Source organism: Falsiruegeria mediterranea M17, from assembly GCF_900302455.1.
Classification (GTDB): Bacteria; Pseudomonadota; Alphaproteobacteria; order Rhodobacterales; family Rhodobacteraceae; genus Falsiruegeria; species Falsiruegeria mediterranea.
The window spans coordinates 134887-157362 of sequence record NZ_ONZG01000006.1 but is presented as its reverse complement, the minus strand read 5'-3'; the positions used below and the strand labels follow the sequence as shown (position 1 = coordinate 157362).

25 protein-coding genes are annotated in these 22476 nt (G+C 59.3%); 14 read left to right on the top strand and 11 right to left on the bottom strand.

Features of this window, described 5'->3' with window-relative positions:
• Nucleotide 1: 1 nt before the first annotated feature.
• From TRM7615_RS13295 to miaB, 4 genes are all read right to left on the bottom strand, one after another.
• On the bottom strand, nucleotides 2-1018 hold the full coding sequence (locus tag TRM7615_RS13295) for a PhoH family protein (RefSeq protein WP_108788297.1): 1017 nt from the start codon (nucleotides 1016-1018) through the stop codon (nucleotides 2-4).
• Nucleotides 1019-1224: 206 nt separating this feature from the next.
• On the bottom strand, nucleotides 1225-1518 hold the full coding sequence (locus TRM7615_RS13290; RefSeq protein WP_108788295.1) for a hypothetical protein: 294 nt from the start codon (nucleotides 1516-1518) through the stop codon (nucleotides 1225-1227).
• 11 nt (nucleotides 1519-1529) lie between these two features.
• Nucleotides 1530-2096: an OmpA family protein gene (locus tag TRM7615_RS13285; protein ID WP_370739813.1), complete on the bottom strand. Its 567-nt coding sequence runs from the start codon at nucleotides 2094-2096 to the stop codon at nucleotides 1530-1532.
• Nucleotides 2097-2336: 240 nt separating this feature from the next.
• Entirely contained in the window at nucleotides 2337-3659 is a 1323-nt protein-coding gene (gene miaB / locus TRM7615_RS13280) for a tRNA (N6-isopentenyl adenosine(37)-C2)-methylthiotransferase MiaB (RefSeq protein WP_108788293.1), read from the bottom strand.
• A gap of 125 nt (nucleotides 3660-3784) precedes the next feature.
• Here miaB and TRM7615_RS13275 point away from each other — a divergent pair, with 125 nt between their 5' ends.
• Complete coding sequence (locus TRM7615_RS13275) at nucleotides 3785-4651, top strand: hypothetical protein (protein ID WP_108788591.1); 867 nt, start codon at nucleotides 3785-3787, stop codon at nucleotides 4649-4651.
• 87 nt (nucleotides 4652-4738) lie between these two features.
• On the opposite strand, the gene TRM7615_RS13270 is transcribed toward TRM7615_RS13275, so the two are convergent.
• Nucleotides 4739-5533: a phytanoyl-CoA dioxygenase family protein gene (locus TRM7615_RS13270; RefSeq protein ID WP_108788292.1), complete on the bottom strand. Its 795-nt coding sequence runs from the start codon at nucleotides 5531-5533 to the stop codon at nucleotides 4739-4741.
• 88 nt (nucleotides 5534-5621) lie between these two features.
• Here TRM7615_RS13270 and TRM7615_RS13265 point away from each other — a divergent pair, with 88 nt between their 5' ends.
• On the top strand, nucleotides 5622-6524 hold the full coding sequence (locus TRM7615_RS13265) for a LysR family transcriptional regulator (RefSeq protein WP_108788290.1): 903 nt from the start codon (nucleotides 5622-5624) through the stop codon (nucleotides 6522-6524).
• Here TRM7615_RS13265 and irrA read toward each other — a convergent pair whose 3' ends face one another.
• A complete protein-coding gene (gene irrA, locus TRM7615_RS13260) occupies nucleotides 6525-6941 on the bottom strand; it encodes an iron response transcriptional regulator IrrA (protein WP_108788288.1) in 417 nt (138 codons plus the stop codon).
• Nucleotides 6942-7129: 188 nt separating this feature from the next.
• On the opposite strand from irrA, the gene fabA reads away from it, so the two are divergent.
• A complete protein-coding gene (gene fabA, locus TRM7615_RS13255) occupies nucleotides 7130-7639 on the top strand; it encodes a bifunctional 3-hydroxydecanoyl-ACP dehydratase/trans-2-decenoyl-ACP isomerase (protein WP_108788286.1) in 510 nt (169 codons plus the stop codon).
• A gap of 75 nt (nucleotides 7640-7714) precedes the next feature.
• Complete coding sequence (locus tag TRM7615_RS13250; RefSeq protein ID WP_108788284.1) at nucleotides 7715-8188, top strand: metal-independent carbonic anhydrase family protein; 474 nt, start codon at nucleotides 7715-7717, stop codon at nucleotides 8186-8188.
• 290 nt (nucleotides 8189-8478) lie between these two features.
• On the opposite strand, the gene TRM7615_RS13245 is transcribed toward TRM7615_RS13250, so the two are convergent.
• A complete protein-coding gene (locus TRM7615_RS13245; RefSeq protein WP_108788282.1) occupies nucleotides 8479-8736 on the bottom strand; it encodes a hypothetical protein in 258 nt (85 codons plus the stop codon).
• A 157-nt stretch (nucleotides 8737-8893) separates the two neighbouring features.
• Complete coding sequence (locus TRM7615_RS13240; RefSeq protein ID WP_235824092.1) at nucleotides 8894-9790, bottom strand: sulfotransferase; 897 nt, start codon at nucleotides 9788-9790, stop codon at nucleotides 8894-8896.
• A 199-nt stretch (nucleotides 9791-9989) separates the two neighbouring features.
• Between TRM7615_RS13240 and fabB the strand changes: the two genes are divergently transcribed.
• The 3 genes from fabB (at nucleotide 9990) to TRM7615_RS13225 (ending at nucleotide 12549) form a co-directional block, all read left to right on the top strand.
• On the top strand, nucleotides 9990-11219 hold the full coding sequence (gene fabB, locus TRM7615_RS13235; RefSeq protein ID WP_108788280.1) for a beta-ketoacyl-ACP synthase I: 1230 nt from the start codon (nucleotides 9990-9992) through the stop codon (nucleotides 11217-11219).
• Nucleotides 11220-11223: 4 nt separating this feature from the next.
• On the top strand, nucleotides 11224-12015 hold the full coding sequence (locus tag TRM7615_RS13230) for an enoyl-ACP reductase FabI (protein WP_108788278.1): 792 nt from the start codon (nucleotides 11224-11226) through the stop codon (nucleotides 12013-12015).
• Between the two features lie 78 nt (nucleotides 12016-12093).
• Nucleotides 12094-12549 carry a hypothetical protein gene (locus TRM7615_RS13225; protein ID WP_125133685.1) on the top strand — a complete coding sequence of 152 codons (456 nt, stop codon included), beginning with the start codon at nucleotides 12094-12096 and terminating at the stop codon, nucleotides 12547-12549.
• A 335-nt stretch (nucleotides 12550-12884) separates the two neighbouring features.
• On the opposite strand, the gene TRM7615_RS13220 is transcribed toward TRM7615_RS13225, so the two are convergent.
• Nucleotides 12885-13313, bottom strand: coding sequence for an FKBP-type peptidyl-prolyl cis-trans isomerase (locus TRM7615_RS13220; RefSeq protein ID WP_108788274.1), 429 nt, complete (start codon nucleotides 13311-13313; stop codon nucleotides 12885-12887).
• A 132-nt stretch (nucleotides 13314-13445) separates the two neighbouring features.
• On the opposite strand from TRM7615_RS13220, the gene TRM7615_RS13215 reads away from it, so the two are divergent.
• The 4 genes from TRM7615_RS13215 to TRM7615_RS13200 are packed head-to-tail and all read left to right on the top strand — an operon-like array spanning nucleotide 13446 to nucleotide 17120.
• Nucleotides 13446-14132, top strand: coding sequence for a haloacid dehalogenase type II (locus TRM7615_RS13215; RefSeq protein ID WP_108788269.1), 687 nt, complete (start codon nucleotides 13446-13448; stop codon nucleotides 14130-14132).
• Nucleotides 14132-14962, top strand: a complete 831-nt coding sequence (locus TRM7615_RS13210) for an alpha/beta fold hydrolase (RefSeq protein ID WP_108788267.1) — start codon at nucleotides 14132-14134, stop codon at nucleotides 14960-14962. Before TRM7615_RS13215 ends, TRM7615_RS13210 begins: the two co-directional genes overlap by 1 nt.
• Nucleotides 14959-15933 carry a threonine ammonia-lyase gene (locus TRM7615_RS13205; RefSeq protein WP_108788264.1) on the top strand — a complete coding sequence of 325 codons (975 nt, stop codon included), beginning with the start codon at nucleotides 14959-14961 and terminating at the stop codon, nucleotides 15931-15933. The genes TRM7615_RS13210 and TRM7615_RS13205 overlap by 4 nt, the downstream gene beginning before the upstream one ends.
• Nucleotides 15930-17120: an endonuclease/exonuclease/phosphatase family protein gene (locus TRM7615_RS13200; protein ID WP_108788262.1), complete on the top strand. Its 1191-nt coding sequence runs from the start codon at nucleotides 15930-15932 to the stop codon at nucleotides 17118-17120. Before TRM7615_RS13205 ends, TRM7615_RS13200 begins: the two co-directional genes overlap by 4 nt.
• A 274-nt stretch (nucleotides 17121-17394) precedes the next feature.
• Here TRM7615_RS13200 and TRM7615_RS13195 read toward each other — a convergent pair whose 3' ends face one another.
• Together TRM7615_RS13195 and TRM7615_RS13190 are read right to left on the bottom strand one after the other, a co-directional pair.
• Nucleotides 17395-18627 (bottom strand): dipeptidase, encoded by a 1233-nt coding sequence (locus TRM7615_RS13195; RefSeq protein ID WP_108788260.1) that lies wholly within the window; start codon nucleotides 18625-18627, stop codon nucleotides 17395-17397.
• Nucleotides 18628-18717: 90 nt separating this feature from the next.
• Nucleotides 18718-19530: an SDR family NAD(P)-dependent oxidoreductase gene (locus TRM7615_RS13190; RefSeq protein ID WP_108788258.1), complete on the bottom strand. Its 813-nt coding sequence runs from the start codon at nucleotides 19528-19530 to the stop codon at nucleotides 18718-18720.
• A 102-nt stretch (nucleotides 19531-19632) separates the two neighbouring features.
• Here TRM7615_RS13190 and pcaD point away from each other — a divergent pair, with 102 nt between their 5' ends.
• Genes pcaD through TRM7615_RS13175 form a run of 3 tightly spaced genes read left to right on the top strand, consistent with a single transcriptional unit; the run spans nucleotide 19633 to nucleotide 22474 of the window.
• The gene (pcaD, locus tag TRM7615_RS13185) at nucleotides 19633-20421 is read left to right on the top strand and encodes a 3-oxoadipate enol-lactonase (protein WP_108788256.1); all 789 of its coding nucleotides are present in this window, start codon (nucleotides 19633-19635) and stop codon (nucleotides 20419-20421) included.
• Between the two features lie 2 nt (nucleotides 20422-20423).
• Nucleotides 20424-21137: an alpha/beta fold hydrolase gene (locus TRM7615_RS13180; RefSeq protein WP_108788254.1), complete on the top strand. Its 714-nt coding sequence runs from the start codon at nucleotides 20424-20426 to the stop codon at nucleotides 21135-21137.
• Nucleotides 21137-22474: a class-II fumarase/aspartase family protein gene (locus tag TRM7615_RS13175; RefSeq protein ID WP_108788252.1), complete on the top strand. Its 1338-nt coding sequence runs from the start codon at nucleotides 21137-21139 to the stop codon at nucleotides 22472-22474. Before TRM7615_RS13180 ends, TRM7615_RS13175 begins: the two co-directional genes overlap by 1 nt.
• Nucleotides 22475-22476 lie beyond the last annotated feature (2 nt).

Below are 22476 nucleotides of genomic sequence, written 5' to 3'. Positions count from 1 at the left end.
CTCAAGTACGGCCAGAGTCCGCCTCATACGCCTCGATGATGGCGGCGACAAGCGGGTGGCGCACGACGTCCTTAGAGGTGAAGTAGTTGAAGCTGATCTTGGGGATTGAAGTGAGCAGACGTTCGGCGTCTTGCAGGCCTGATTGAACCCCGCGCGGTAGATCCACCTGGGACCGGTCACCGGTAATGACCATGCGCGACCCCTCACCCAGTCGAGTCAGGAACATCTTCATCTGCATGGTGGTGGCGTTTTGCGCCTCATCCAGAACAACAAATGCGTTGGCCAGCGTGCGGCCCCGCATAAAGGCCAGCGGCGCGATTTCGATTCGCTTTTCCTCGATCAACTTGGCCAGCTGCTTACCCGGCAGAAAGTCGTTCAGCGCGTCATAAAGAGGCTGCATGTAGGGATCGACCTTGTCCTTCATGTCACCGGGCAGATAGCCCAGCTTTTCACCGGCCTCGACCGCCGGACGGGACAGAATGATCCGGTCCACATGGCCGCCGATGAACATCGACACCCCCACAGCAACGGCCAGATAGGTCTTACCGGTGCCGGCCGGGCCGATGCCAAAGGCCAACTCGTTTTCAAAAAGAGACTGGACATAGGCCTTTTGCGCGTCGGTGCGCGGCTCAACCAGTTTCTTGCGCGTCTTGATCTCGACCTTGCCGCCCTTGAACATCTCCAGTTGGTCGCCGTCGCGCGCGCCGGTGTCCTTTGCAGAGGTGTCCATACGCAGCTCGCGATCGATGTCGCCGGGTTCAACAGTACGGCCCGCCTGCAAGCGGTCATAAAGCGCCTGCAGCACTTCGAGAGCACGCTTCTGCGACGCCTCGCCGCCCATGATCACCAATTGGTTCCCGCGCCGTGCGATTTGCACGTCGAGCGCCTTTTCGATCATGGCCAGGTTGCGGTCGTATTCGCCGCAAAGGTCGATCAACAGTCGGTTGTCAGAAAATTCGATCTGCGCCTCGCGGGGGGCGCCTTCGGTTGGCGGTGGGGTCAGGGCACCAATGGCCAATCTGCTCTCCTGTTTTGGCAGTCTGACCCAAGCGTAGCCACGATCACGGCGCACGCGCAAGTCGCCATATTCACTTTTCACCCAACTGAAACAAAAATGGTGAAGACAGAGGCAAAATTCTGCCGGGCTCGCACGTACTCATGTTCAAACGAAAACCGCCCGGCAAGATTCCTGCCGGGCGGTTTTTGTGTGATATCCAAGCGCGATCAGAGCGCGTCGACGATATTCGAACCTTTCTTGAACGGCCCCGTCGCCACACCCGGAGGAGCTGCACCCGAGCAGACCGGCTTGCCGTTGCGGTCAAGACGCTGGGACAGGTACCCTTCGAGGCCGTCGTCGATGATCCAGTGGTCGCACCCTTGCGGATCAACCCAGATGCCGGCCTTCAGGTTCGACAGGTCCTTGGCATCGATGCCCCGGTCAACGGTCTTGTCAGAGATTTCGCAAGCAGCCAAGCCACCTATGGCTGCGAGAAGCGCAATGCCTTTGATAAGTTTCATGACAGCTCTCCTCAGTTCACGCAGATGATTTCGACACGGCGGTTCTGCGCCATGTTCGCCGCACTGGTATTCGGCACCCGTGGATCACGCTCGCCATAGCCGCGCACATCGACGATGCGAGCCCCCGAGCTGCGACCGACGCGTGCAACCGAGTTGGCCCGGTTCTGCGACAGGCGCAGGTTATAGGCGTCCGAAGCGCGGCTGTCGGTGTGGCCAGTGACGATGTAGCCATTGGCCCCTGTGGTCTGAAAGAACTCGCGAAGACGCGCCTGACCAGCCGAGCTGATGCGGAAGCTGTCAGTGGCAAAGAACTGATCCGCAGGTAACGTGCCGCAAAGATTACCACGGCGGCAGACCGGGATGCCTTGACGGCTGACGTGCGGAGTCATGTATCCCTCGGCCCCGTCATCCATCACCCAGTGCTCACACCCATCCGGGTCGACCCAGATTGTGGGTACATAGCGCTCACCGATGACTGTACGTTGGTTCTGTGCGCTGGCGGGGGTGGCAGTGACCCCGGCAATCGCAACAATGGCAGCAAGCGCTGCTACAGCGCTCTTGATTTTCAAACTAAACACCGCTGATATCCCTCACCATAGTTCCCCCAAAAAATTGGCACCGCTGACGTGCATCGGCGAGCACCTATAACCCAATTGACTTAAGGTTAGGAAAAGAAGAGATAATTGTGAAGCAAAATCCACCATATATTGTGGCAGATCAGAGAACACTCACCAGAAATTCACGCGATTGTCGCCAATTTGGCAATTTTGACCCAAAACACAAATTGAGTGAGTCGCCCGGGCACAATCTCAGCGCGATCAGCGGATGACCTCGCCAGCCAGAGAATTTGCGCCGGAAGAGACGATTTTGACGCGCGCAATGTCGCCGATTTCTGCACCAGATCCGGTCACGTGAACCGCATGCAGATATTCAGATTTGCCGACCATCTGATCGTCAAACCGCCCCTCTTTTTCGAATAGGACGCTCACCTCGCGGCCCACCATGCTGTCCTGGATCTCGCGCTGATGGCGGGTGATCATCGCTTGCAGGCGTTGCAAGCGGTCGTCAGCCTCTGCAGGATCGACTTGTGGCCGTTCTGCCGCCGGGGTGCCGGGGCGGGTCGAGTATTTGAACGAATAGGCGTAGCCGTATTTGACCTGCTCAACCAAATCGAGCGTGGCCTGGAAATCCTCTTCGGTCTCTTCGGGAAAGCCCACGATGAAATCGCCTGACATGACGATGTCGGGTCGCGCTGCGCGAATACGCTCGATCAGCTTCAGATAGCTTTCGGCCGTGTGGCTGCGATTCATCCGTTTCAGGATCTTATCCGACCCTGCCTGCACCGGCAGGTGCAGATAGGGCATCAGCTTCGAACAAGTGCCATGCGCTTCGATCAGATCATCCATCATGTCGTTTGGGTGGCTGGTGGTGAACCGGATGCGCTCCAACCCATCGACCTTGTCCAACTCCCAAATCAGCTGCGCCAGGGTCATGTCACCGTTTGGGCCGGCCCCGTGGTAAGCGTTAACGTTCTGACCCAGAAGGGTGATTTCCCGCACGCCGCGTTCGACCAACTCGTTGGCTTCGCGGATAATGCGATCTGCCGGGCGGCTTACCTCGGCCCCGCGGGTATAGGGCACAACGCAGAAGGCGCAGAACTTGTCGCACCCCTCCTGAACGGTCAGGAACGCGGTCGGGCCACGCTTGGCCTTGGGTCGGCTTTTCAACTTCTCGAACTTGTCTTCTTCTGGAAAATCAGTGTCGAGCGCTTTTTCGCCTTCGCGCGTCTTCGCCTCCATCTCGGGCAGGCGATGATAACTTTGCGGCCCCACGACCAGATCGACCAGTGGCTGGCGACGCATGATCTCCTGCCCCTCGGCTTGGGCCACACAGCCTGCCACACCGATCTTTAGATCCGGTTTCTCGGCCTTGAGTCCCTTGAACCGGCCCAGCTCGGAATAGACCTTTTCGGCGGCCTTTTCCCGGATGTGGCAGGTGTTAAGCAAGATCATGTCCGCATCATCCGGCGACTTGGTTTCGACATAGCCCTTACCACCCAATGCCTCGGCCATACGCTCACTGTCGTAAACGTTCATCTGGCAGCCATAGGTTTTGATATACAGCTTCTTGGGCTCGGACATTATTCTGGCCTTTGCGTTCGCGGGATCAGCGGCGGGCTTTATACCGTTCCGGCACCGCTTGCAATGCACGTGCAATTAACCGATTTTGGTGTTTGATGCCAGCACGGCAAATCAAGGACGCGCAGATGGAATACAACTCACTCGATCATCTCTTGCGCATAGGCAAGGACACGCTGGCCAAAGGCCCGGTGGCGTTGATCTTTGTCGAGGATGATGTCGAACTGGCCACCACGATGCGCCATCACTTGCAATGTGGCTTTGCCGCTGTCCTGGCGTTCATGCCCGACGCGTTCCAGCTTCCCAAGGATGTCGAGGCGCGGGTCCACCGCATCCCCTTTGACTGCGGCCCACGCAAATCGGTTGTCGAGGCCATCAACCGGATCATCGAAGCCGCACCCGGTGTGTGGATGTACTACTGCTACAACACCGAATACCTGTTCTATCCCTTCTGCGAGACACGCAGCGTTGGCGAAATGCTGATGTTCCACACCGAAGAGCGGCGGGATTCGATGCTGGCCTATGTCATCGATCTGTATGCCGATGACCTGAAGGCGCACCCCAACGGCGTCTCGTTGGACAAGGCCAATCTCGACAAATCCGGCTATTATGCTCAGGCTCGGAAAGACCCTGAAACCGGCCACCCGCGAGAGCGGCAACTGGATTTCTTCGGCGGGGTTCGCTGGCGGTACGAAGAACACATTCCAAAGGAAAGCCGCAAGATCGACCGGATCGCTCTGTTCAAGTCAGCCCCCGGGCTCAAGCTGCTGCCCAACCACACGTTCGAGGATCAGGAATACAACACCTACGCCTGTCCCTGGCATCACAACCTGACCGCAGCAATCTGTTCGTTCCGCACCACTAAGGCACTGAAACGCAACCCGGGCTCAACCTTCGAGATCGAAAGTTTTCGCTGGCACAATTCAACCCCCTTCGAATGGCACTCGCGCCAATTGCTTGATCTGGGGCTGATGGAACCGGGGCAGTGGTTTTAGCGCCACGCCGCCTCTTCCTTTTGCCAAAATCAGCCGAGAAAGCTGCGCAGTGGCAGGGGCGGTGTCCCCTTCTGCGCCCCCTTCTGCTCAACCGATCAGCATCGGGAACCAATCCTCGCGCAAGCGTTGACCGGGCTGCATGTCATGCCCCGGAAACGGCGGCGAGGTGCGGCCGGGGCGTTCGACATAGCGGGCGTCATCCCCGACCAGACGCAGCGAAAACGCACGTCGACGGCTGTTTGATGTATTGCCGCGTGCGCCATGCAGGATCTTGTAGTTGAACGCCACCGCGTCGCCGGGCTGCATTTCGAATTCGACAACCTTCATGCCCTCGGCATCCGGGTCGGGGATCGGCATGTACTGGCCCTCGTCGGCAAAGAACCCCTCTTCCGACACCCAACGGGTTGGCAGAACCTCTTTCTCCCACAAGTGCGAACCTGCGACGCAACGCAGCGTTGCCTCTTTCACCGGATCCAGCGGCGACCAGAAGCTGACAGTCTGCTGGCCCTCGACAAAATAGTATGGCCCGTCCTGATGCCAGGGCGTGGCCATCGACGTGCCGGGCTCCTTGACCAGAACATGGTCGTGAAACATCTGCACGCTTTCCGATTGCATCAGATCGGCAGCCACCCGCGCGGCGGGCGAGGCATGGATCACATCGCGGAACTGCGGGATGCGGGTCCAGTTGCAATAGTCATCAAAGAACAGACCGGTCTGACCCTCTTTCTTGTTGTCCGACGCGTAGGGTCCAGGCTCTGCCATATTGGCCTCGATCCCAGCACGCAGGGCGTCGACGTGATCGGCAAAAAGGCCAGGAACAAGGACAACGCCGTCGCGCTGATAGGTTTCGATCATCTCAGGTGTCACGAGCGGGTGCGTCATCGGGGTCCTCCATCCACGTTGTTGATGAATGTCTGCCTCGCCAAATACAACATTTCAAATCATATCTGGAAATGACATATTTAACTTCATGTTATATCTAACGCTCCGCCACTATGAATATGCCTGTGCCATCGCAGCCGAGGGGAGCCTGTCGGCGGCCGCTGCGCGGCTGAACGTGTCGCAGCCTGCATTGTCCAACGCGCTCGACCGGATTGATGCGCAGCTCGGGTATCCGCTGTTCATCCGCAAACGAGGCGCCGCGCTGGCTGTCACGCCGCAGGGGCGTCAGTTTGTGGACCGGGCTGAAGCGCTCTTGGCCCGCGCTACCAGCCTTGAGACCGGGCGGGACATGCAGCCTGCCACAACGCGTTTGACGCTTGGGTGTTTTTCCGATCTTGCGCCATTCCTGCTCGCCCCCGCGTTGCAGACATTGCGACGGGCCTATCCGAAGGTGATGGTCAGCTATCGCGCCGCCGCCTTTGAGCCGTTGATTGGCGCCTTGCTGGATGGAAGCATCGATATCGCCGTGACTTACGACCTGGGATTGGACGCGGGCTTCAGCCGCACAACGCTGTTTCATCAAGGGCCCGCGGCGGTGCTGTCATCGGATCACGCATTGGTGGAGCGCCGAGGTATCTCGCTCAGGGATCTGTCCGTGCACCCTTTGATCCTGTCGGATGAGGGGTTGTCGGCGCAACACATGCTGGGCCTGTTTCGCCGTCATGGGCTGTCACCGGTGGTGGCGCATCGCACGCAGTCACTTGAAATTATGCGCAGTCTTGCCGCCCATGGTGAGGGGGTCGGCATCAGCTATGCCGCGCCCCATGCCAGTCACAGTTATGATGGTCAGCCTTTGGTGATGGTTCCGATCCAGGATCGCGACGCCCGCGAGCCTGTGATCCTGACACGACACGGGACTGGCCCCGGCGACCCGGTCATCGACGATGCGATGAAGATACTTACAGATGCATTGAAAGGGCAGCGACCCTGATCACACCTTGCGCAGGCGGATCACCACATCGACCGACGCAATCTCGACCCCTTCGGGCGCATCAGGAAGGCGTTGGATGACCAGCTGATCGGACGGAGCATCCGACAGGCGGGCCTCATCCTCCCAATAGAAATGCGGGTGATCATGCGTGTTGGTGTCGAAATAGCTTTTCGAACCGTCCACAGTGATTTCCTGCAGGACGCCTGCGTCGCAGAAGGCGCGCAACGTATTGTAAACCGTGGCCAGCGACACTGACGCACCTTTGGTCTTTGAGGCCTCGAACAGGCTTTCAGCAGTGACATGACGATGACGGCCATCGCCCACCAGAAGTTCAGCCAGCGTTACGCGCTGACGGGTCGGACGCAGACCTGCGTCGACCAACCAATCGGTGGCTATCTGATTGCTATCTGGTGTCATGACGTCAAGACTCGCTAATGGCTGATTGTATATATAGGGCGGTCCCCCCAGTAAATTCAAATGAAATTCATTCGCAACTGCGCGGACCCGACGTCGCAATCCGCCCGTCCGGCTCTTGCGGGACAGCTAGGCGCGATGTTAGAGGGTCGAAAGCGAAATTTGACACCCCAGGCAGGAGAAGCGGCAGCATGTCCCAATTCCCGAGCAGTTTTGACAAAGATGACCTGCTGAAATGCGCCCGAGGCGAGCTATTCGGCCCCGGCAACGCTCAGCTTCCGGCCCCGCCGATGCTGATGATGGACCGGATCACCGAGATTTCGGGCGATGGTGGCGCACATGGCAAAGGTCACGTGCTGGCGGAATTCGACATCAATCCGGACCTGTGGTTCTTTGACTGCCATTTCCCCGGCAACCCGATCATGCCAGGCTGCTTGGGCCTGGATGGTCTGTGGCAGCTGACCGGCTTCAATCTGGGCTGGCGCGGATGGCAGGGGCGCGGCTATGCGCTTGGCGTGGGCGAAGTGAAACTGACCGGCATGGTCCGCCCGGACCGCAAGATGCTGACCTACAAGATCGACTTCACCAAGGCGATCCAGACCCGGCGCCTGACAATGGGTGTCGCCGACGGTATCGTCGAGGCAGACGGCGAAGTGATCTATCAGGTCAAAGACATGAAAGTGGCCCTTTCCGAAAGCTGAGGCCACACAAAAACCGATACCGAATGAGAGGCTCACGGGCCTCTTTTTCGCACCTGCAACAGAGAGGACTAAGTCGTGTCGATAACTCACAAAGATCTATCGGATGCCCGCACCGCCTGGGGCCAGGGTAAGATTGCCATTTCAAAAGCCTTCGAAGAAGGCGGAATTGAAGCGGCGCGTCAGGTTGCGGATGCGCATCTGGATGCGATTTACGGCTACAACCTGGGGCCCGTGTTGTTCAAACCGACCATGGCCAGCGGACCGCAAACCTTTCGCCCCACCAAAGAAGGTGCCCTGGCCTACTTTTGTGGCCATTCCGAGGAATATCCACTGGACAACGGGTTTGCGATCCAAGGCTGGCGGTCTGTAGACAGCGTAACCTCAGCTGAATACATCGAAGGGGACATCGCGATGTGGATGGGTTGGGTCATGTTGAAGAACAAGAACGGCGACGTCACCAAAGTGGACAAATCATTTGGCTACAAGAAAGACGCAAATGGCGTCCTTCGTATCGTTCTCCACCACTCTTCGCTGCCGTTCTCTGCATAACGGCACGTCTTAATACCTCGGCTTATGAAAAAGGTCAGTATGACCTTTGTCTGTGACAACTGCGGTTCCGCCAAACAATTTGCACCCTAGGCGCAACAGAATCGCTGACAAGACGCTCAGGTATGTTACCAGAAACATACCCGACGATTGCATCGGCAGATGCAGTAAATGACGCCATCACACATCCCGAGCGGCGTTGGAGGTCTATTGTCCAAACGCCCCTGACACATGCTTGACGGACACTGGAATACGCCAGATGTCCTTTCTGCAAACTTGACTAAATTTCGAAGTTAGAGCAGAAAAAAGTCGTCCGTGTCGCCCGGATCCGGCGGCACATTGTCGGGCCATTCCTGCTCTTCACCACGAACTTTACGGAATGTCGCATCCCGAACTGCATCTTTGGCGTTATCGAGATGTTCCAAGGCGTTTCGGAACGCAACTTCGTTGACCAGGTGTTCCGTTGCATTTTTCCTTGCGTTCTCATTCACAATGGACAGGTCATTTTCCGTCGTAAAGAAAAGGAAGCCAATTAGTGCGTCTTCTGGCATTGGGTGTTTCCTCCTAAAAAATTTAACTCTGCAAATCAGCAAGCACACCTTACCCGCCCGTTGAATCGAACGGTTTCCAAGCAGATTTCGGAGACTTTGAAAGAAGCAAAGTTTATCAAAAAATGACCCAAAAGTCGAGTCGGCCATCTGGAAGGGCTCAGGAGAGCCACGTTTCGGGGATCCTTGCACCGAAGCGCTCCCGGCAAAATTCATACTGAGGGCGGAGAGTATGCAGAAGAGCAGCCTGCACCCGTTCTGGTATCGCGGCTTTGAATGTCGTTTCGTTTCTCACCCTCATCGGCACCCCCGGAGAGAAAGGAAGCTCGGCAAAGCTGCACAGGTCGCGCAGCGCGTGATCGGTTTCGAACATGGTCTCATAAAACAGGTAAAGAAGCTTCTCGCTGGGAAAGATACGATCCAGGGTCGTAACGACTCCCCTGTAGTCTGCACGCGCCAGCAAAGCCGGAGCGGTGATTGCATTTCGCCAGTTTCCAATCACGTCCCGATCAGGGTTCATCTGTTGCATGTGCCGGAGCTGTGACCAGAAGCGGTCTACCGGGTCGCGCATAAGAAACAAAGGCTTCAAGTTTGAATCCTGCGACGCAAAGAAATCTCTGACAAAGTGGAAGCCGTCGGCACCGATCACCGAATATGCCGGTGTCAGATCACAGCAACACGTCGTTTCGCCAGTACACAGGCGCGCAAAATGAGCGAAGTAGGCGCTATCGTCATAAATCATTTGAGCACGGTCTACGCTGGCCTGAAATGTGGGCCGGTCTTTTAGATTTGTAGCAGCGCGCCCCGCCTGCTGTAGGTGAAAATCCAGTCGGGTCATCGCAAAGTCATCCGCGTCCCCAAGCGCGTTAACCGGATAGCGCGCATCGAAGAAATGAACTTCCTTGAGCGGCGAGACGGTTACCTCGGGTTTACTTCCCAGATAATCGTGCAGCCAACTGGTCGCACATTTGGCTGCTCCGACGCAAAGCAGGAAGGTTTTTTCCTGCAAAACCGGGAACATCTGCCTATCGAATTGCTTGCCGTCCATTCCTTGCATACCGTCTCACGAGTTATGTTCAGAAAGTGCATCTTTTTCCCCATTTGGGCAAATCAACGCGGCAATTTTTCAGCCGGTTCACAGCCTGCCAGCCACAAGATCAGGTACATTATCGACAGCGCGCAGCCCCGAAGTCTAATCGCTTGCTCAGCCTCTTGCACTGTCTTAAACATGCTCAACGCAGCAGAGGAGTTCTTTCATGCGTCGTGTCGTCGTCACCGGTCTGGGCATTGTCTCATCGATCGGCAACAATGCCCAAGAGGTCGTAGCCTCACTGAAGGCAGGCAAATCCGGGATCGTCGCAAGTGACGAGATGGTCGAACACGGCTTTCGCAGCCAGATCGCCGGAACGCTGAAGCTCGACATCAAGGAGCACGTGGACAAACGCACGCTGCGCTTCATGGGCCCCGGTGCGGCCTATGCCCATATCGCCATGAGCCAGGCCATCGCCGATGCAGGCCTGACCGAGGATGACGTCGTGAACGTGCGCACAGGTCTGGTCGCCGGATCGGGCGGCCCGTCCACCAGTGCCATGCTGACTGCGCATCAGGTGGTTGCCAAAACTGGCGCAACAAAACGGATCGGCCCATTTGCAGTGCCCAAGTGCATGAGCTCGACCATCTCTGCCAATCTGGCGACAGCGTTCAAGATCAAGGGCATCAACTATTCGATCACCTCGGCCTGTTCGACGTCGCTGCACTGCATCGGCAATGCGGCTGAGCAGATCATGCTGGGCAAACAGGACGTGATGTTCGCAGGCGGCGGCGAAGAACTTGATTGGACGCTCTCATGCCTCTTCGACGCCATGGGCGCGATGAGCTCGAAATACAACGACACGCCCGACCAAGCTTCGCGCGCGTTTGACGAAAACCGCGATGGGTTCGTAATCTCGGGCGGTGGCGGCATCGTCGTTCTCGAAGACCTTGATCACGCTCTGGCCCGCGGTGCCAAGATCTACGCCGAAGTGACCGGCTATGCCGCCACGTCTGACGGCCACGATATGGTCGCCCCCAGCGGTGAAGGCGGAGAACGTGCTATGCGCCTGGCCGTGTCTACCCTGCCCGAAGACCGCACGGTCAGCTATATCAACGCACATGGCACCTCGACCCCGGTGGGTGACGTGGGTGAGGTTGAGGCCGTGCGCCGTGTATTTGGTGAGGGCAACGTGCCGCCCATCAGCTCGACCAAGTCGATGACCGGTCATGCCCAGGGCGCAGCTGGTGCGCTTGAGGCGATCTTCTGTCTACTGATGCTGGACAATGATTTCATTACTCCCTCGATCAACGTCGAAACTCTGGCCGAGGGGATCAACCCGGGCGAAGTGGCAACCGAGTTGGTCGAAAACGCAGGCCTCGATTCGGTCATGACCAACAGCTTCGGCTTTGGCGGCACCAACGGATCGATGATCCTGAGCAAGTACAAAGGATAATCCGATGACCGGAGCATTGCAGGGCAAACGCGGGCTGATCATGGGCGTCGCCAACGACCGCTCGATCGCCTGGGGGATTGCCAAGGCCATGGCTGAGGCCGGCGCCGAGCTGGCCTTCACCTATCAGGGTGAAGCTTTTGGCAAGCGGTTGGAACCTCTGGCGCAAAGCGTCGGTTCTGATTTCATGGTGGATGTGGATGTCACCGATGATGCGTCACTGGACGCGGCCTTTGCCCAATTGGGTGAGCGCTGGCCGACCATCGACTTTCTGGTGCACGCCATCGCTTATTCCGACAAAACCGAGCTGACGGGACGGTTCCTGGACACCACACGGGCCAACTTCAAGAACTCGATGGATATCTCGGCCTATTCCTTTATCGAAGTGGCCCGCCGCGCGCATCCTTTGATGAAGGACAACGGCGGCACCCTTCTGACGTTGACTTATGCCGGGTCGAACCGGGTTGTCCCGAACTACAACGTCATGGGGGTGGCCAAAGCCGCTTTGGAATCGGCGACCCGCTATCTGGCCAATGATCTGGGTCCCGAGGGCATTCGCGTGAACGCCATTTCACCCGGACCAATGAAGACCCTGGCCGGAGCGGCCATCGGCGGCGCGCGCAAGACCTTCAAGTTCGCCGACAGCAACGCGCCCATGCGCTCAAACGCGACGCTCGAGGCGGTTGGCGGCACAGCGGTTTACCTGACCTCGGACGCGGGCGCCTGCACAACGGGCGAAATTATTCGCGTCGACGGCGGCTTCCACGTCTTGGGCATGCCGCAGCCTGAAAGCATGTGATTCTGAGGCGGCGGGGCCTGCAGAAGATTGCCACCGCCCCGCCCTTTGATTGCCAAGGTTGCGGGTCATGGTCATTGCATGACCCAACCTGATGTCATTCTCAGCGCCCAAATGCGCGATCCCAAGCCAAACGCCAACCCCTTGCGCGGGTTGAAAGCCACACTGCTGACCGGATGCGGGGGCTTGATGGCGATGGTACTGGCGTCCTCTCCTCAGATACACGAGCTGTTTTTCGGATCGACCGCGCGAGGAGACACGCTTCAGGTCGTCGAGATCGAAATCGCATCGACGACAGACGTGATAGAGGCACCCGCGGCACATCCGGTCGTTGAACAGGTGGAGGTCCATGACACTGCCTCCCAGTCACCCTCAGACCGCGGTCCTTCGTGGTTGGACAGCCTCAACCTACCCGAGGCCGGCAACGTGTTTGGCAGAGAGGCCGAGCAATCCGACACATCTGCGGTCCCGATTGTGTCGTCCATGCCCCGCAGCCGTATTCCCGTACGCAGAGGCGGCGTAACTTTAGGCGACTGAGCGCACGCGCATATTGCGACCAAGTCAATACTTCCGGGGTACAGCCCCCACCCCTTGCACCGGTGTTGCGCTTGGCCGCTTCGGGGGTGTGCTCCCGCACCCGAGCGATCCCGACTGCGTCGGCACCGCTAGCGGCTTTGGGCCGAGCGCCGCGCTGCGCGCGGCGCTGCCCCGTCTGCAGCAAGTGTCGTTCACTAAGCTGGCCACAAAAGCGTTTTGATCTCAACAAAGCACCAACCAACGGCCGAGCGAAGCGAGGCCCGGCCCAACGGGAGGGCGCGCCCCTTCAGGGGCGCTTCCGACGGGCGGGAGCCGCCCGCCCAATCCACAGCTGATCAGTTGATCGAGACGATCTCGAAGTCGAACACCAAATCCTGGCCCGCCAGCGGGTGGTTGGCGTCCAGTGTCACCGTGGCCTCATCCACCTCGACGACAGTTACAGGCAGCGCCTGACCGTCCGGGGTCTGCATTTGCAACTGAGTGCCAATCTCCAGCGGAATGTCATCGGGGATGCCTTCGCGCGGGATCGCCTGACGGGCGGCGGGGTTGATCGGGCCATAGGCCTCTTTGCAATCGATCGTCACCTTCTTCTTCTCGCCCACTTCCATGTCGGGCAGCGCCTTGTCCAAACCAGGGATGATCTGACCCGAGCCCACCACAAACTCCAACGGATCACGCCCCTCAGAACTGTCAAAAGTACTGCCGTCCAGTAGGGTTCCGGTGTAGTGGATGCGCACTGTGTCGCCTGATTTGACCTTGGTCATAGGGTCTCCGATCGAGTGGGAGTTGAAAGATGGCGCACCCTGACGGACCCTCACGCCAATGTAAAGGTTCGGGGCTTTTCCCCCTGGCCCGCCTGTGCAACGCTGCGACCCGGAGTTGAGGGAGAGGACATCATGGCAATCACAACCTGCGTATTCGACGCCTACGGCACCTTGTTCGACGTGGCCGCTGCCGCGCGACAGGCCGCTGCCGAGCCCGCGCATGCCGCGCTCAAGGACAAGTGGATGGAGGTTGCCAACCATTGGCGCTTGAAACAGCTGCAATACACCTGGCTGCGCGCCATCACGGGCGCACACACCGATTTCTGGGACGTCACCCAAAACGGGCTGGACTGGGCGTTGGACGCATCGGGCCTTGATGGCGATGCGGCGCTGCGCCGACGGTTGCTCGATCTATACTGGGAGCTCCAAGCCTATCCGGAAGTCCCGCAGATGCTGCGCGCTCTCAAGGATGCCGGATTGGAAACCGCGATCCTGTCGAACGGCTCGCCCGCGATGCTGGATGGCGCGGTGCAGTCGGCGGGTGTGGGCGATGTGCTGGACGACGTACTGTCTGTGGAAAGTGTCGGCATCTTCAAACCGGACAGTCGCGTCTATGATCTTGTAGGGCAACGCTTTGGCTGTGCGCGCAACGAAGTGCTCTTTGTAAGCTCGAACGGTTGGGACGCGGCCGGGGCCAGCGGCTATGGGTTCACCACCGCTTGGGTCAATCGCGCCGGCGAGCCGATGGACCGCTTGCCATGGACGCCTGCACATGTACTGTCCGACCTCACGAGCATACCGCAACTGGCAGGGGTTTGATGGCCGATTTCACCACCTCGGACGGCATAAGCATTCATTACAGCGATACTGGGAGCGGTCAGCCGCTCCTTTGTTTGGCGGGATTGACCCGCTGCGAACGGGATTTTTCCCACCTTGCCCCGCATGTCAGAGATCTGCGCATGATCACAATGGATTATCGCGGGCGCGGGCAATCAGATTATGACCCCGACTACATGAACTACAACGTGATGCGCGAAGGGCAGGACGCCATCGAACTGTTGGATCACCTTGGCCTTGAACGCGTGACCCTTTTGGGCACCTCTCGCGGCGGGTTGATCGCCATGGCCCTTGCCGCGACGCAGCCGCAGCGTTTGGCAGGCGTGATCCTGAATGACGTGGGCCCGGTGGTCAGCCCCGAAGGCATCGCGCGGATCATGGAATATGTGGGCAAAGCGCCCGTATCCAAAACCTATGGTGAGGCGGCCAAGGCGATGCACGCCGCGCTTGCACCGCAATTCCCTGATGTCCCGGCCGAGGTCTGGCAACAACAGGTCGAGACCCAATATGAAGAGAAACCGGACGGATTGGCCCTGCGCTATGACACGAAACTGCGCGATGCGCTGATCGAGCAGGCCGCGGCTGGCCCTGTGCCGGACCTCTGGCCGCTGTTCGAGGCCCTCAAGGGGTTACCCACCGGCGTCATCCGAGGCGAAAACTCGGATATTCTGGAACCAGGCACCTTGGCCGAGATGCAAACCCGGCACCCCGAGATGTTGACGGCGGTCATCCCCAATCGGGGCCACGTTCCGTTCCTGGACGAGCCTCAATCCCTTTCCCTCATCCGCAGTATTCTGGAGCGCGCCTTATGAGCTCGATTGACATGATCCACGCCGCCGCAGATCGCCTTAGGGGCCACGCACGGCGCACGCCGCTTCTCAACTCTCCGTTTCTGGACGAGTTGGCCGGGCGGCGGCTGTTCGTGAAACCCGAATGCCTGCAACACACAGGAAGTTTCAAGTTTCGCGGCGCCTGGTCGGCTGTCTCTGCGTTGGATGAGGACACCCGCACGCGCGGCATTCTGGCATTTTCGTCGGGCAACCACGCGCAGGGCATTGCCATGGCCGCCACCAAACATGGTGCGCCGTCCGTGATCATCATGCCGTCGGATGCGCCAAAGATGAAAATCGACAACACCCGAGCACTGGGGGCCGAGGTGGTGCTTTATGATCGCGGCAGCGAAAGCCGCGAACAGATCGGCGAGCGGCTGCGGCAGGAACGCGGGCTGACGCTGATCAAGCCCTATGACGAACCGCAAGTGATTGCGGGCCAAGGCACGACAGGATTGGAGATCGCGGAACAGGCCGCCGAGCACGGCGTTACCCAAGGCGACGTTCTGGTCTGCTGTGGTGGCGGCGGGTTGACCTCGGGCATTGCGCTGGCGCTGGAAGAGCACGCGCCAGATCTGCGCCCCCGGCCTTGTGAGCCAATGGGGTTTGATGACGTGACACGCTCGCTGGCCTCAGGCCAGATCGAACAGAACCCGGCAACCTCAGGCAATATTTGTGATGCTATCCTGACCCCCTCACCGGGCGAGATCACTTTCCCAATCATGTACGAACGCTGTGGCCCGGGCTTGGCCGTCACCGAAGACGAGGCGCTGCACGCCATGGCATTGGCGTTTTCACGTCTCAAGATCGTGCTGGAACCGGGCGGGGCCGTGGCTTTGGCCGCAGCGCTGTTCCGCCAGGATCAGATCGAAGGTGAGGCTGTGATCGCCGTCGCCTCGGGCGGGAATGTGGACGCCGATATCTTCAGAACGGCCCTGGAGCGTTTCGCATGACCCGGTTCACCATCGCATCCTTCAACGTCAAAAACCTGATCGGCGCGGACAAGGAGTACTACACGTTTCAGAAATACACCCCTGAAGAGTACGCCTGGAAACAGGATTGGATGGCAGATCAACTGCTGACCATGGACGCCGACATCGTTGGTTTTCAGGAGATTTTCGAAGAAGAGGCGTTGCGCGATGTGATTGCTGAGACCGACCTCCGTGGTGCGCAGGCCAACGAGGCCAACTTGCCGGATGCCTCGAAGCGCTATCACAAGAAGGCAATCTTTCGGAAACTGGCCTTTGGTGGCTACAAGGATGCTGCTCTGGCCTTCGCCGCCAACGCATCAGATGGCGGCCCGGGCGAGCGACGCCCCGGTTTGGCGGTGCTGTCCCGATTTGGCTTTGCTGAGAAGCCGGAGATCATACAGGAACTGCCCGAGCCCCTGCGCATCCCCATGTCTGTTTTGGGCGGTGACGAAGGTGCTGGTCACTACACATTGACCCGCATCTCACGTCCGATCCTGAAGGTTCGCGTGCCGGTTGGGGGCAAGGTCATCACTGTCTTCAACTGCCACCTGAAATCGAAGCTGGGAGAGTTCGTCCGTCCTGAAGGCGCAGAGTTTGCCCCCGAGGCCGTTCTGACCGCTTACGACCCGGTCGGCCGCGCCATGGGTGCGCTGCGCTCGGCTTTGCGTCGCATGGCCGAGGCCTGGGTCCTGCGGCGCGAGATCGTGGCCGAGCTGGACAAGGGGCACCCAGTGATGGTTCTGGGCGACTTCAACGATGGTGAACATGCGGTGAGTTCCGAGATCATCTCGGGCGAGCATCCGTTCAAGAACTACTCGTGGATGCTGCGACATGACGCCAAGGCCCCCAATGATCGCTATTCACGCGAAGAGAATGAGCAGATCACAGAAGCCGTTGACCGGGTTCGGCTGCGCTCGGCCGAGAAGATGTTCGTGCGCAAATCCCTGCGCGACATGGTCTATACGGCGGCCTTTGGTGGTGTTTATGAAAGCATCGATCAGATCTACATGTCGCGCCATTTTGACGGCGCCTGGGGCAAATCAATGGGCGAGATGGAGTATTACAGCGTCTTCAACGATCATCTGACGGACGGCTCACACCCCGAAGCGCCCTATAACAAGCTCGCCTCGGACCACGGCCAGATCATGGCGCATATCCGGCTAGAGTAACTCTGCCGGGCAAGGGAAGCGCTCCCGCGCCCGAGCGGACCTGACTACGTCAGACCCGCTAGCGGCCTTGGGTCGGGCGCCGCGCTGCGCGCGGCGTGGTCCCGTCTGTGGCCTGTCGCTCGCCAAAAAGCCTGCTGTTGTAATCGCTTTGGCTGCAACGGGTTGCCGACCGCCGAGCGAAGCGAGGCCCGGCCCAACGGGAGGCGATGTCCCGCAAGGGGCATCAACGACGGGCGGGAGCACCCCCGTCTAACTTGTGCAAACGCTGGCGGCCCTACCGCGAGTGGAATTGATCGCGGAACTCTTGTCGCAGACGCAGGCGTTCGGGGTATTCCTGCAGGAACTGCTCTGGTGGTTTGCCTTCCCACACCTGCGCATAAACGCGCATCTTGTTACCGCCATAGATCTTGGCCAGATCCTCGTCCGAATACCCCCGCGCCCACAGGTCATCGGTGATCGCGGCCAGGATCTTTGCCAACTCTCCGTTGCCGGTCGCGCCCTTGTTGAAGGCATCGATCATATATCCGCCATCGTCATACATCGCAGCATTGGCTGTCGCAAAATCCACAACCAGCTGGGTTGAAAACATGTCATCCGCTGCAATCCCCACGTGGTCAACGCCAACCAGCTGCACATAGTAGTCGATCATGTCTGCCGCCTGCTTGGGCGAGATATCCTCGGGCCAGATGCCGTCCATCATCCATTCGGTAAAAGTCGGAGAGATATAGCCACCCGACTTGGCTGCTCGCAGCGCCTCCTCATCCGGGATAGCCCGATAACATCCACGTGGCGTGGCGCCCGGTTCGCTTCTATAAAGACCCGCCGGAACCGAATGGGTATAGACATAGGGCACACCAGGGTAGTTTTCGTCCATGTAATCCATGGCATCGTTGGCAGTCTTGGACCCCGTATGGCTCAAATCCAGCAGGATGCCAAAACGAACCATTTCGTCGATCACCGACCTGCCCCAGGGGGTCAATCCAATGTCGTTTCCGTTATACGCCGCAAGTTGCCCCGAACCAGTGCGAAAAATATCGTTGTAGGCCAGGATCATGCTCTTGATGCCCATATCCTTGAGCAGCGCCACTTTCTTGAGGTCGCCGTTCAGAATGGTTGCTGTCTGACTGTTCCAGATCACCGCCGTCTTGCCCTGGGCATGAGCAGCTTCAATGTCGCGAGTCTGGTTCACGACCAGAAAGTTCTGCGGCTGCTCGGCCATGGCAGCTCGGAAATGATAGTGCTGTTCCAGTAGCGTCTCGAACGACATATCCGCAGCAGCCAGAGTCATTTCATGCCCGGTGATCCCATTGTCGCGGGCGCGCTGAAAATAGTCGTGCAGTTGTGAATACTCGGTCCAACCGGTGCCGTAAGGACTGGCCAACATGCCCAAAACGATGGTGTCCTGAACAAATTGCTTTGCCTTGTCGGATGCCTCCCACGTCTTGCTTTCCTCGCTGGCCTGCCCTGCGGTGGCCAGTCCCAGCAGAACGGCCCCCAATGCGATCATCCGTTTCACGTCGCTTTCTCCCCTGTCGCGTAACCCAACATGATATGCGCAATGCAAAATATGTCACGCAAAGACTGTACAAAGGCGCTTTCAGATGCCGTAAGGTACGCCCCCTGTAACAGGCAGGTTGATGCCGGTCACATAGCACCCTGCCGGGCCTGCCAGATAGGCCACCGCCTCGGCCACATCTTCAGGAGTACCTGCGTCCCGTAGCGCCACATCGGCATAGCGGCGGCGCTTCATCTCGTCCAACGACACGCCCTGTTCTTGCGATAAGCGCGCATTGGCGGCCATGTGCATGTCCGTGGCGATGTAACCTGGGCACACGGTGTTGCACAGGATGCCATCCGGACCGAACTCGGCCGCAAGGGTTTTGCTCAACCCCACCAGCCCGTGTTTCATCGCCGTATAAGCGCCAAACCCAGGCTCTGCGCCCAAAGATCCGGTGGAACCGATATTGATGATACGCCCGGCCCCTTTGGCCTGCATAGCAGGGATCACGGCCTGTGCCAGTTGCATGGGGCCCAGCAGATTGACTGCAAAACTCGCCTGCCATTGCGCGGGCGTCGTGGACAGGAAATTATCGGACCCCGCCAGAGAGCCCGCGTTGTTGACCAGAATGTCCACCGGTCCAAGCGCCTGGTGAACCGTTTCGATGCACCCGGCGATCTGGTCGGGCTTGGTGACGTCCAAGGTCACCGCAAGCCCACCGATCTGCAGTGCCAACTGGTTCAAAAGGTCGCTACGCTGATGGGCTTTACCCTCGATCTCGACCGGGCCTTCTGTATCGGTGACAACCACACGTGCACCGCCCTGCGCCAGCCGAACTGCAATCGCCCGACCGATCCCACGTGGGGCCGAAGCCCCGGTGATCAACGCAACCTGCCCTGCAAGTGATGTCATACCATGTCCTTCATGTTTTTGCTGCTCCACGAAAAATCACCCCATTGGTTTGCAGAGGCGCGCTGCCTAAGCTAGGCAGAAACCAGGCTGAGGAGAAGACAGATGCAGATCGCAGACTTTGGCGATGTCAGACTACATTTTCGCATAGATGGCGACCCCGATGGCGCACCCGTGGTGTTCTCTAATTCTCTGGGCACCGATATGCGGCTCTGGGATCCGATCCTGCCCTTGTTGCCAAAGGGGTTGAAGCTGATCCGCTATGACAAACGCGGTCATGGCCTGTCGTCCACCCCATCCGGCCCCTACAGCATGGGCAATCTGGTGCGGGACGTGGAACGCCTGATGGATATGCTCGAGATCAAGAACAGCCTTTTTGTGGGCCTCTCGATCGGCGGGATGACGGCGCAGGGGCTGGCGGTCAAACGGCTGGATCTGGTGCGTGCCATGGTCATTTCGAACACGGGCGCCAAGATCGGCACGCCCGCGATCTGGGACGAGCGAATCGCTGCGGTCAGAAAGAACGGGATCGAGGCCTTGGCCGATGGCGTGATGGAGCGGTGGTTTTCCAAGGCTTTCCGCGCCACACCTGAGTTGGAACTGTGGCGCAACATGCTGGTGCGCACCCCTGCCGAAGGGTATTGGGGCTGTTCCGCCGCGATCTCGGGCACCGATCTTTACACACCTACAAGTGGTTTACGTCTGCCAACTCTGGGTATCGCAGGGTCCGAAGATGGCTCAACCCCGCCTGACTTGATGAGAGAAACCACTGCGCTCATTCCTGGCTCGCAGTTCCACCTGATCCGCAAGGCGGGCCACCTTCCTTGTGTCGAGCAGCCCGAAGAATACGCCCGCGTGCTGACGCAGTTCATCCACGACACCGGGCATCTTTAGGCATGGCTGATTTCCTACTGGTCCACGGCTCGTGCCACGGGGCCTGGTGCTGGCGTGACCTGATCCCGGCGCTAGAGGCGCAAGGCCACGCGGCCCGCGCTATTGATCTGCCTGGCATGGGGGCAGATCAGACACCATTGGCCGGGATCACCCTGGATGATTGCCGCGATGCGGTGCTGGCGGCCTCGACCCCGGAAACACTGTTAGTCGGGCATTCCTGGGGCGGCTATCCCATCAGCGCAGCGGCCGAGGCAGCCCCGGACAAGATGCGCGGGTTGATCTATCTCTGCGCCTATTTTCCAACCGATGGCATGTCGATGGTGGACAGGCGCAAACGCTCCCCCCGCCAAACGCTTGCTGACGCAGTGGTTAAATCGGATGACGGAGTGTCCTACACGATCGATCCTTCGCGCGCGCCGGATCTGTTCTATCACGACTGCCCGCCCGAGGCGTTGTCTTACGCGATGCAGCGTTTGCGCCCGCAACCCATCGCGCCGCAGGACACGCCGCTCCCAACCACTGCAGCCTTTGACAGTGTGCCGAAGTCCTACATCCGTTGCGCACAGGACAGGACCATTCCACCAGAATACCAGGCCCAGATGACCCGTGACTGGCCAGTCGAGCGGGTCCACGTTATGGAAAGCTCGCATTCGCCATTCCTGGCCGACCCAAGTGGCCTGGCGGAGCTCCTGACCCAGATCGAAAGGCAATTCTGATGGCGGCCTCCGTCTTTGACAGCGCGCTCTTTTCCCGACTGTTCCCCACTGGCGAAGTGGGGCGGCTGTTCACCGATACCGCCGAACTGCGCGCCATGCTGCTGGTTGAGGGGATGCTGGCCAAGGTACAGGGCGAACAGGGGATCATCCCCGAGCTCAGCGCCGCCGCCATCAGCCGCGCCGCGATGGAGGTTCAGCTGGACCCCGGAGCGTTGGCGCATGCCACCGGTCAGAATGGGGTCAGCGTTCCCGCCCTGGTCGCAGCCTTTCGTTCCGAGATGCAAGCGCCGGAGCATGCGCAATACGCCCATTGGGGCGCGACATCGCAGGACATCATCGACACCGGATTGATGCTGCGGTTGCGCCAAGCTCTGGGTCTGATCGAAAAGGACATCGTCGCGGCGCTGGACCATCTGGCGCAGAAGGCCGAGGATCACGCCGACACGCCCATGCCCGCCCGCACCTATGGGCAGCACGCAACCCCAACCTCATTCGGAGCTGTTGTGGCCTCTTGGGGCGAGCCGCTTTTGGGGTTGTTGGGCGAACTGCCTGATCTGCGCCGGTCCTGCCTGTTGGTATCGCTCTCGGGTGCTGCCGGCACCGCATCCGCGCTTGGCCCGCAAGCGGCCGAAACCCGCGCCGCATTGGCCAAATTGCTCAACCTGACCAATCCCGAACGGTCCTGGCACACGGACCGGACGCCGGTGCTTCGGATCGCCGATTGGTGTAGCCGCATCGCGCTGGCCTTTGGCAAGATGGGTGAGGATGCGACCGAACTGGTGCAAAGCGGAATTTCCGAGCTTTCCTTAGGCGGCGGCGGATCGTCCTCGACCATGCCGCAGAAACAGAACCCAGTGGCACCTTCTGTTCTGGTGGCACTGTCGCGCCAAACCAGCGGTCTGATGCCAGTGCTGCAAAGCGCGGCGATGCACCGCCATCAACGCGACGGGGCCGCTTGGTTCACCGAATGGATGTGCCTGCCGCAGATCATCCTGGGGGCAGCTTCTGCCGCGCAGACCGGCTTGGCTCTGTGTGAGGGGCTTGCCCCAAACCCCGAGCAGATGCGCGCCGCACTCAACGGCTCAAAGGACCTGATCCATGCCGAGGCGCTGAGTTTCGCCCTTGCCAACCACCTGTCGCGCCCGGACGCTCAGGCCGCCACCAAGGCCTTGTGCAAGGAAGCCATCGAAGCGGACGTGCCTTTGCGCACACTCGTCGCCCGTGATTGGCCGCAGTTGAACACCGACGTGTTGTTCGACCCTGCGCATCAAATGGGACAGGCTCCGACGGCGGCCCGAACCTTTGCCAAACAAGTGCGTTCCGCAGCGAAAACTTGAGG

Bases quoted from the DNA above. Each gene is read 5' to 3' on its own strand.
- TRM7615_RS13265 (WP_108788290.1), top strand. From the start codon at position 5,622: ATGTTATATCTAACGCTCCGCCACTATGAATATGCCTGTGCCATCGCA.
- TRM7615_RS13290 (WP_108788295.1), bottom strand. From the start codon at position 1,518: ATGAAACTTATCAAAGGCATTGCGCTTCTCGCAGCCATAGGTGGCTTG.
- fabB (WP_108788280.1), top strand. From the start codon at position 9,990: ATGCGTCGTGTCGTCGTCACCGGTCTGGGCATTGTCTCATCGATCGGC.
- TRM7615_RS13275 (WP_108788591.1), top strand. From the start codon at position 3,785: ATGGAATACAACTCACTCGATCATCTCTTGCGCATAGGCAAGGACACG.
- pcaD (WP_108788256.1), top strand. From the start codon at position 19,633: ATGCAGATCGCAGACTTTGGCGATGTCAGACTACATTTTCGCATAGAT.
- fabA (WP_108788286.1), top strand. From the start codon at position 7,130: ATGTCCCAATTCCCGAGCAGTTTTGACAAAGATGACCTGCTGAAATGC.
- TRM7615_RS13190 (WP_108788258.1), bottom strand. From the start codon at position 19,530: ATGACATCACTTGCAGGGCAGGTTGCGTTGATCACCGGGGCTTCGGCC.
- TRM7615_RS13195 (WP_108788260.1), bottom strand. From the start codon at position 18,627: ATGATCGCATTGGGGGCCGTTCTGCTGGGACTGGCCACCGCAGGGCAG.
- TRM7615_RS13230 (WP_108788278.1), top strand. From the start codon at position 11,224: ATGACCGGAGCATTGCAGGGCAAACGCGGGCTGATCATGGGCGTCGCC.
- TRM7615_RS13220 (WP_108788274.1), bottom strand. From the start codon at position 13,313: ATGACCAAGGTCAAATCAGGCGACACAGTGCGCATCCACTACACCGGA.
- miaB (WP_108788293.1), bottom strand. From the start codon at position 3,659: ATGTCCGAGCCCAAGAAGCTGTATATCAAAACCTATGGCTGCCAGATG.
- TRM7615_RS13240 (WP_235824092.1), bottom strand. From the start codon at position 9,790: ATGCAAGGAATGGACGGCAAGCAATTCGATAGGCAGATGTTCCCGGTT.
- TRM7615_RS13205 (WP_108788264.1), top strand. From the start codon at position 14,959: ATGAGCTCGATTGACATGATCCACGCCGCCGCAGATCGCCTTAGGGGC.
- TRM7615_RS13200 (WP_108788262.1), top strand. From the start codon at position 15,930: ATGACCCGGTTCACCATCGCATCCTTCAACGTCAAAAACCTGATCGGC.
- TRM7615_RS13270 (WP_108788292.1), bottom strand. From the start codon at position 5,533: ATGACGCACCCGCTCGTGACACCTGAGATGATCGAAACCTATCAGCGC.
- TRM7615_RS13180 (WP_108788254.1), top strand. From the start codon at position 20,424: ATGGCTGATTTCCTACTGGTCCACGGCTCGTGCCACGGGGCCTGGTGC.
- TRM7615_RS13245 (WP_108788282.1), bottom strand. From the start codon at position 8,736: ATGCCAGAAGACGCACTAATTGGCTTCCTTTTCTTTACGACGGAAAAT.
- TRM7615_RS13225 (WP_125133685.1), top strand. From the start codon at position 12,094: ATGACCCAACCTGATGTCATTCTCAGCGCCCAAATGCGCGATCCCAAG.
- TRM7615_RS13210 (WP_108788267.1), top strand. From the start codon at position 14,132: ATGGCCGATTTCACCACCTCGGACGGCATAAGCATTCATTACAGCGAT.
- TRM7615_RS13175 (WP_108788252.1), top strand. From the start codon at position 21,137: ATGGCGGCCTCCGTCTTTGACAGCGCGCTCTTTTCCCGACTGTTCCCC.
- TRM7615_RS13215 (WP_108788269.1), top strand. From the start codon at position 13,446: ATGGCAATCACAACCTGCGTATTCGACGCCTACGGCACCTTGTTCGAC.
- irrA (WP_108788288.1), bottom strand. From the start codon at position 6,941: ATGACACCAGATAGCAATCAGATAGCCACCGATTGGTTGGTCGACGCA.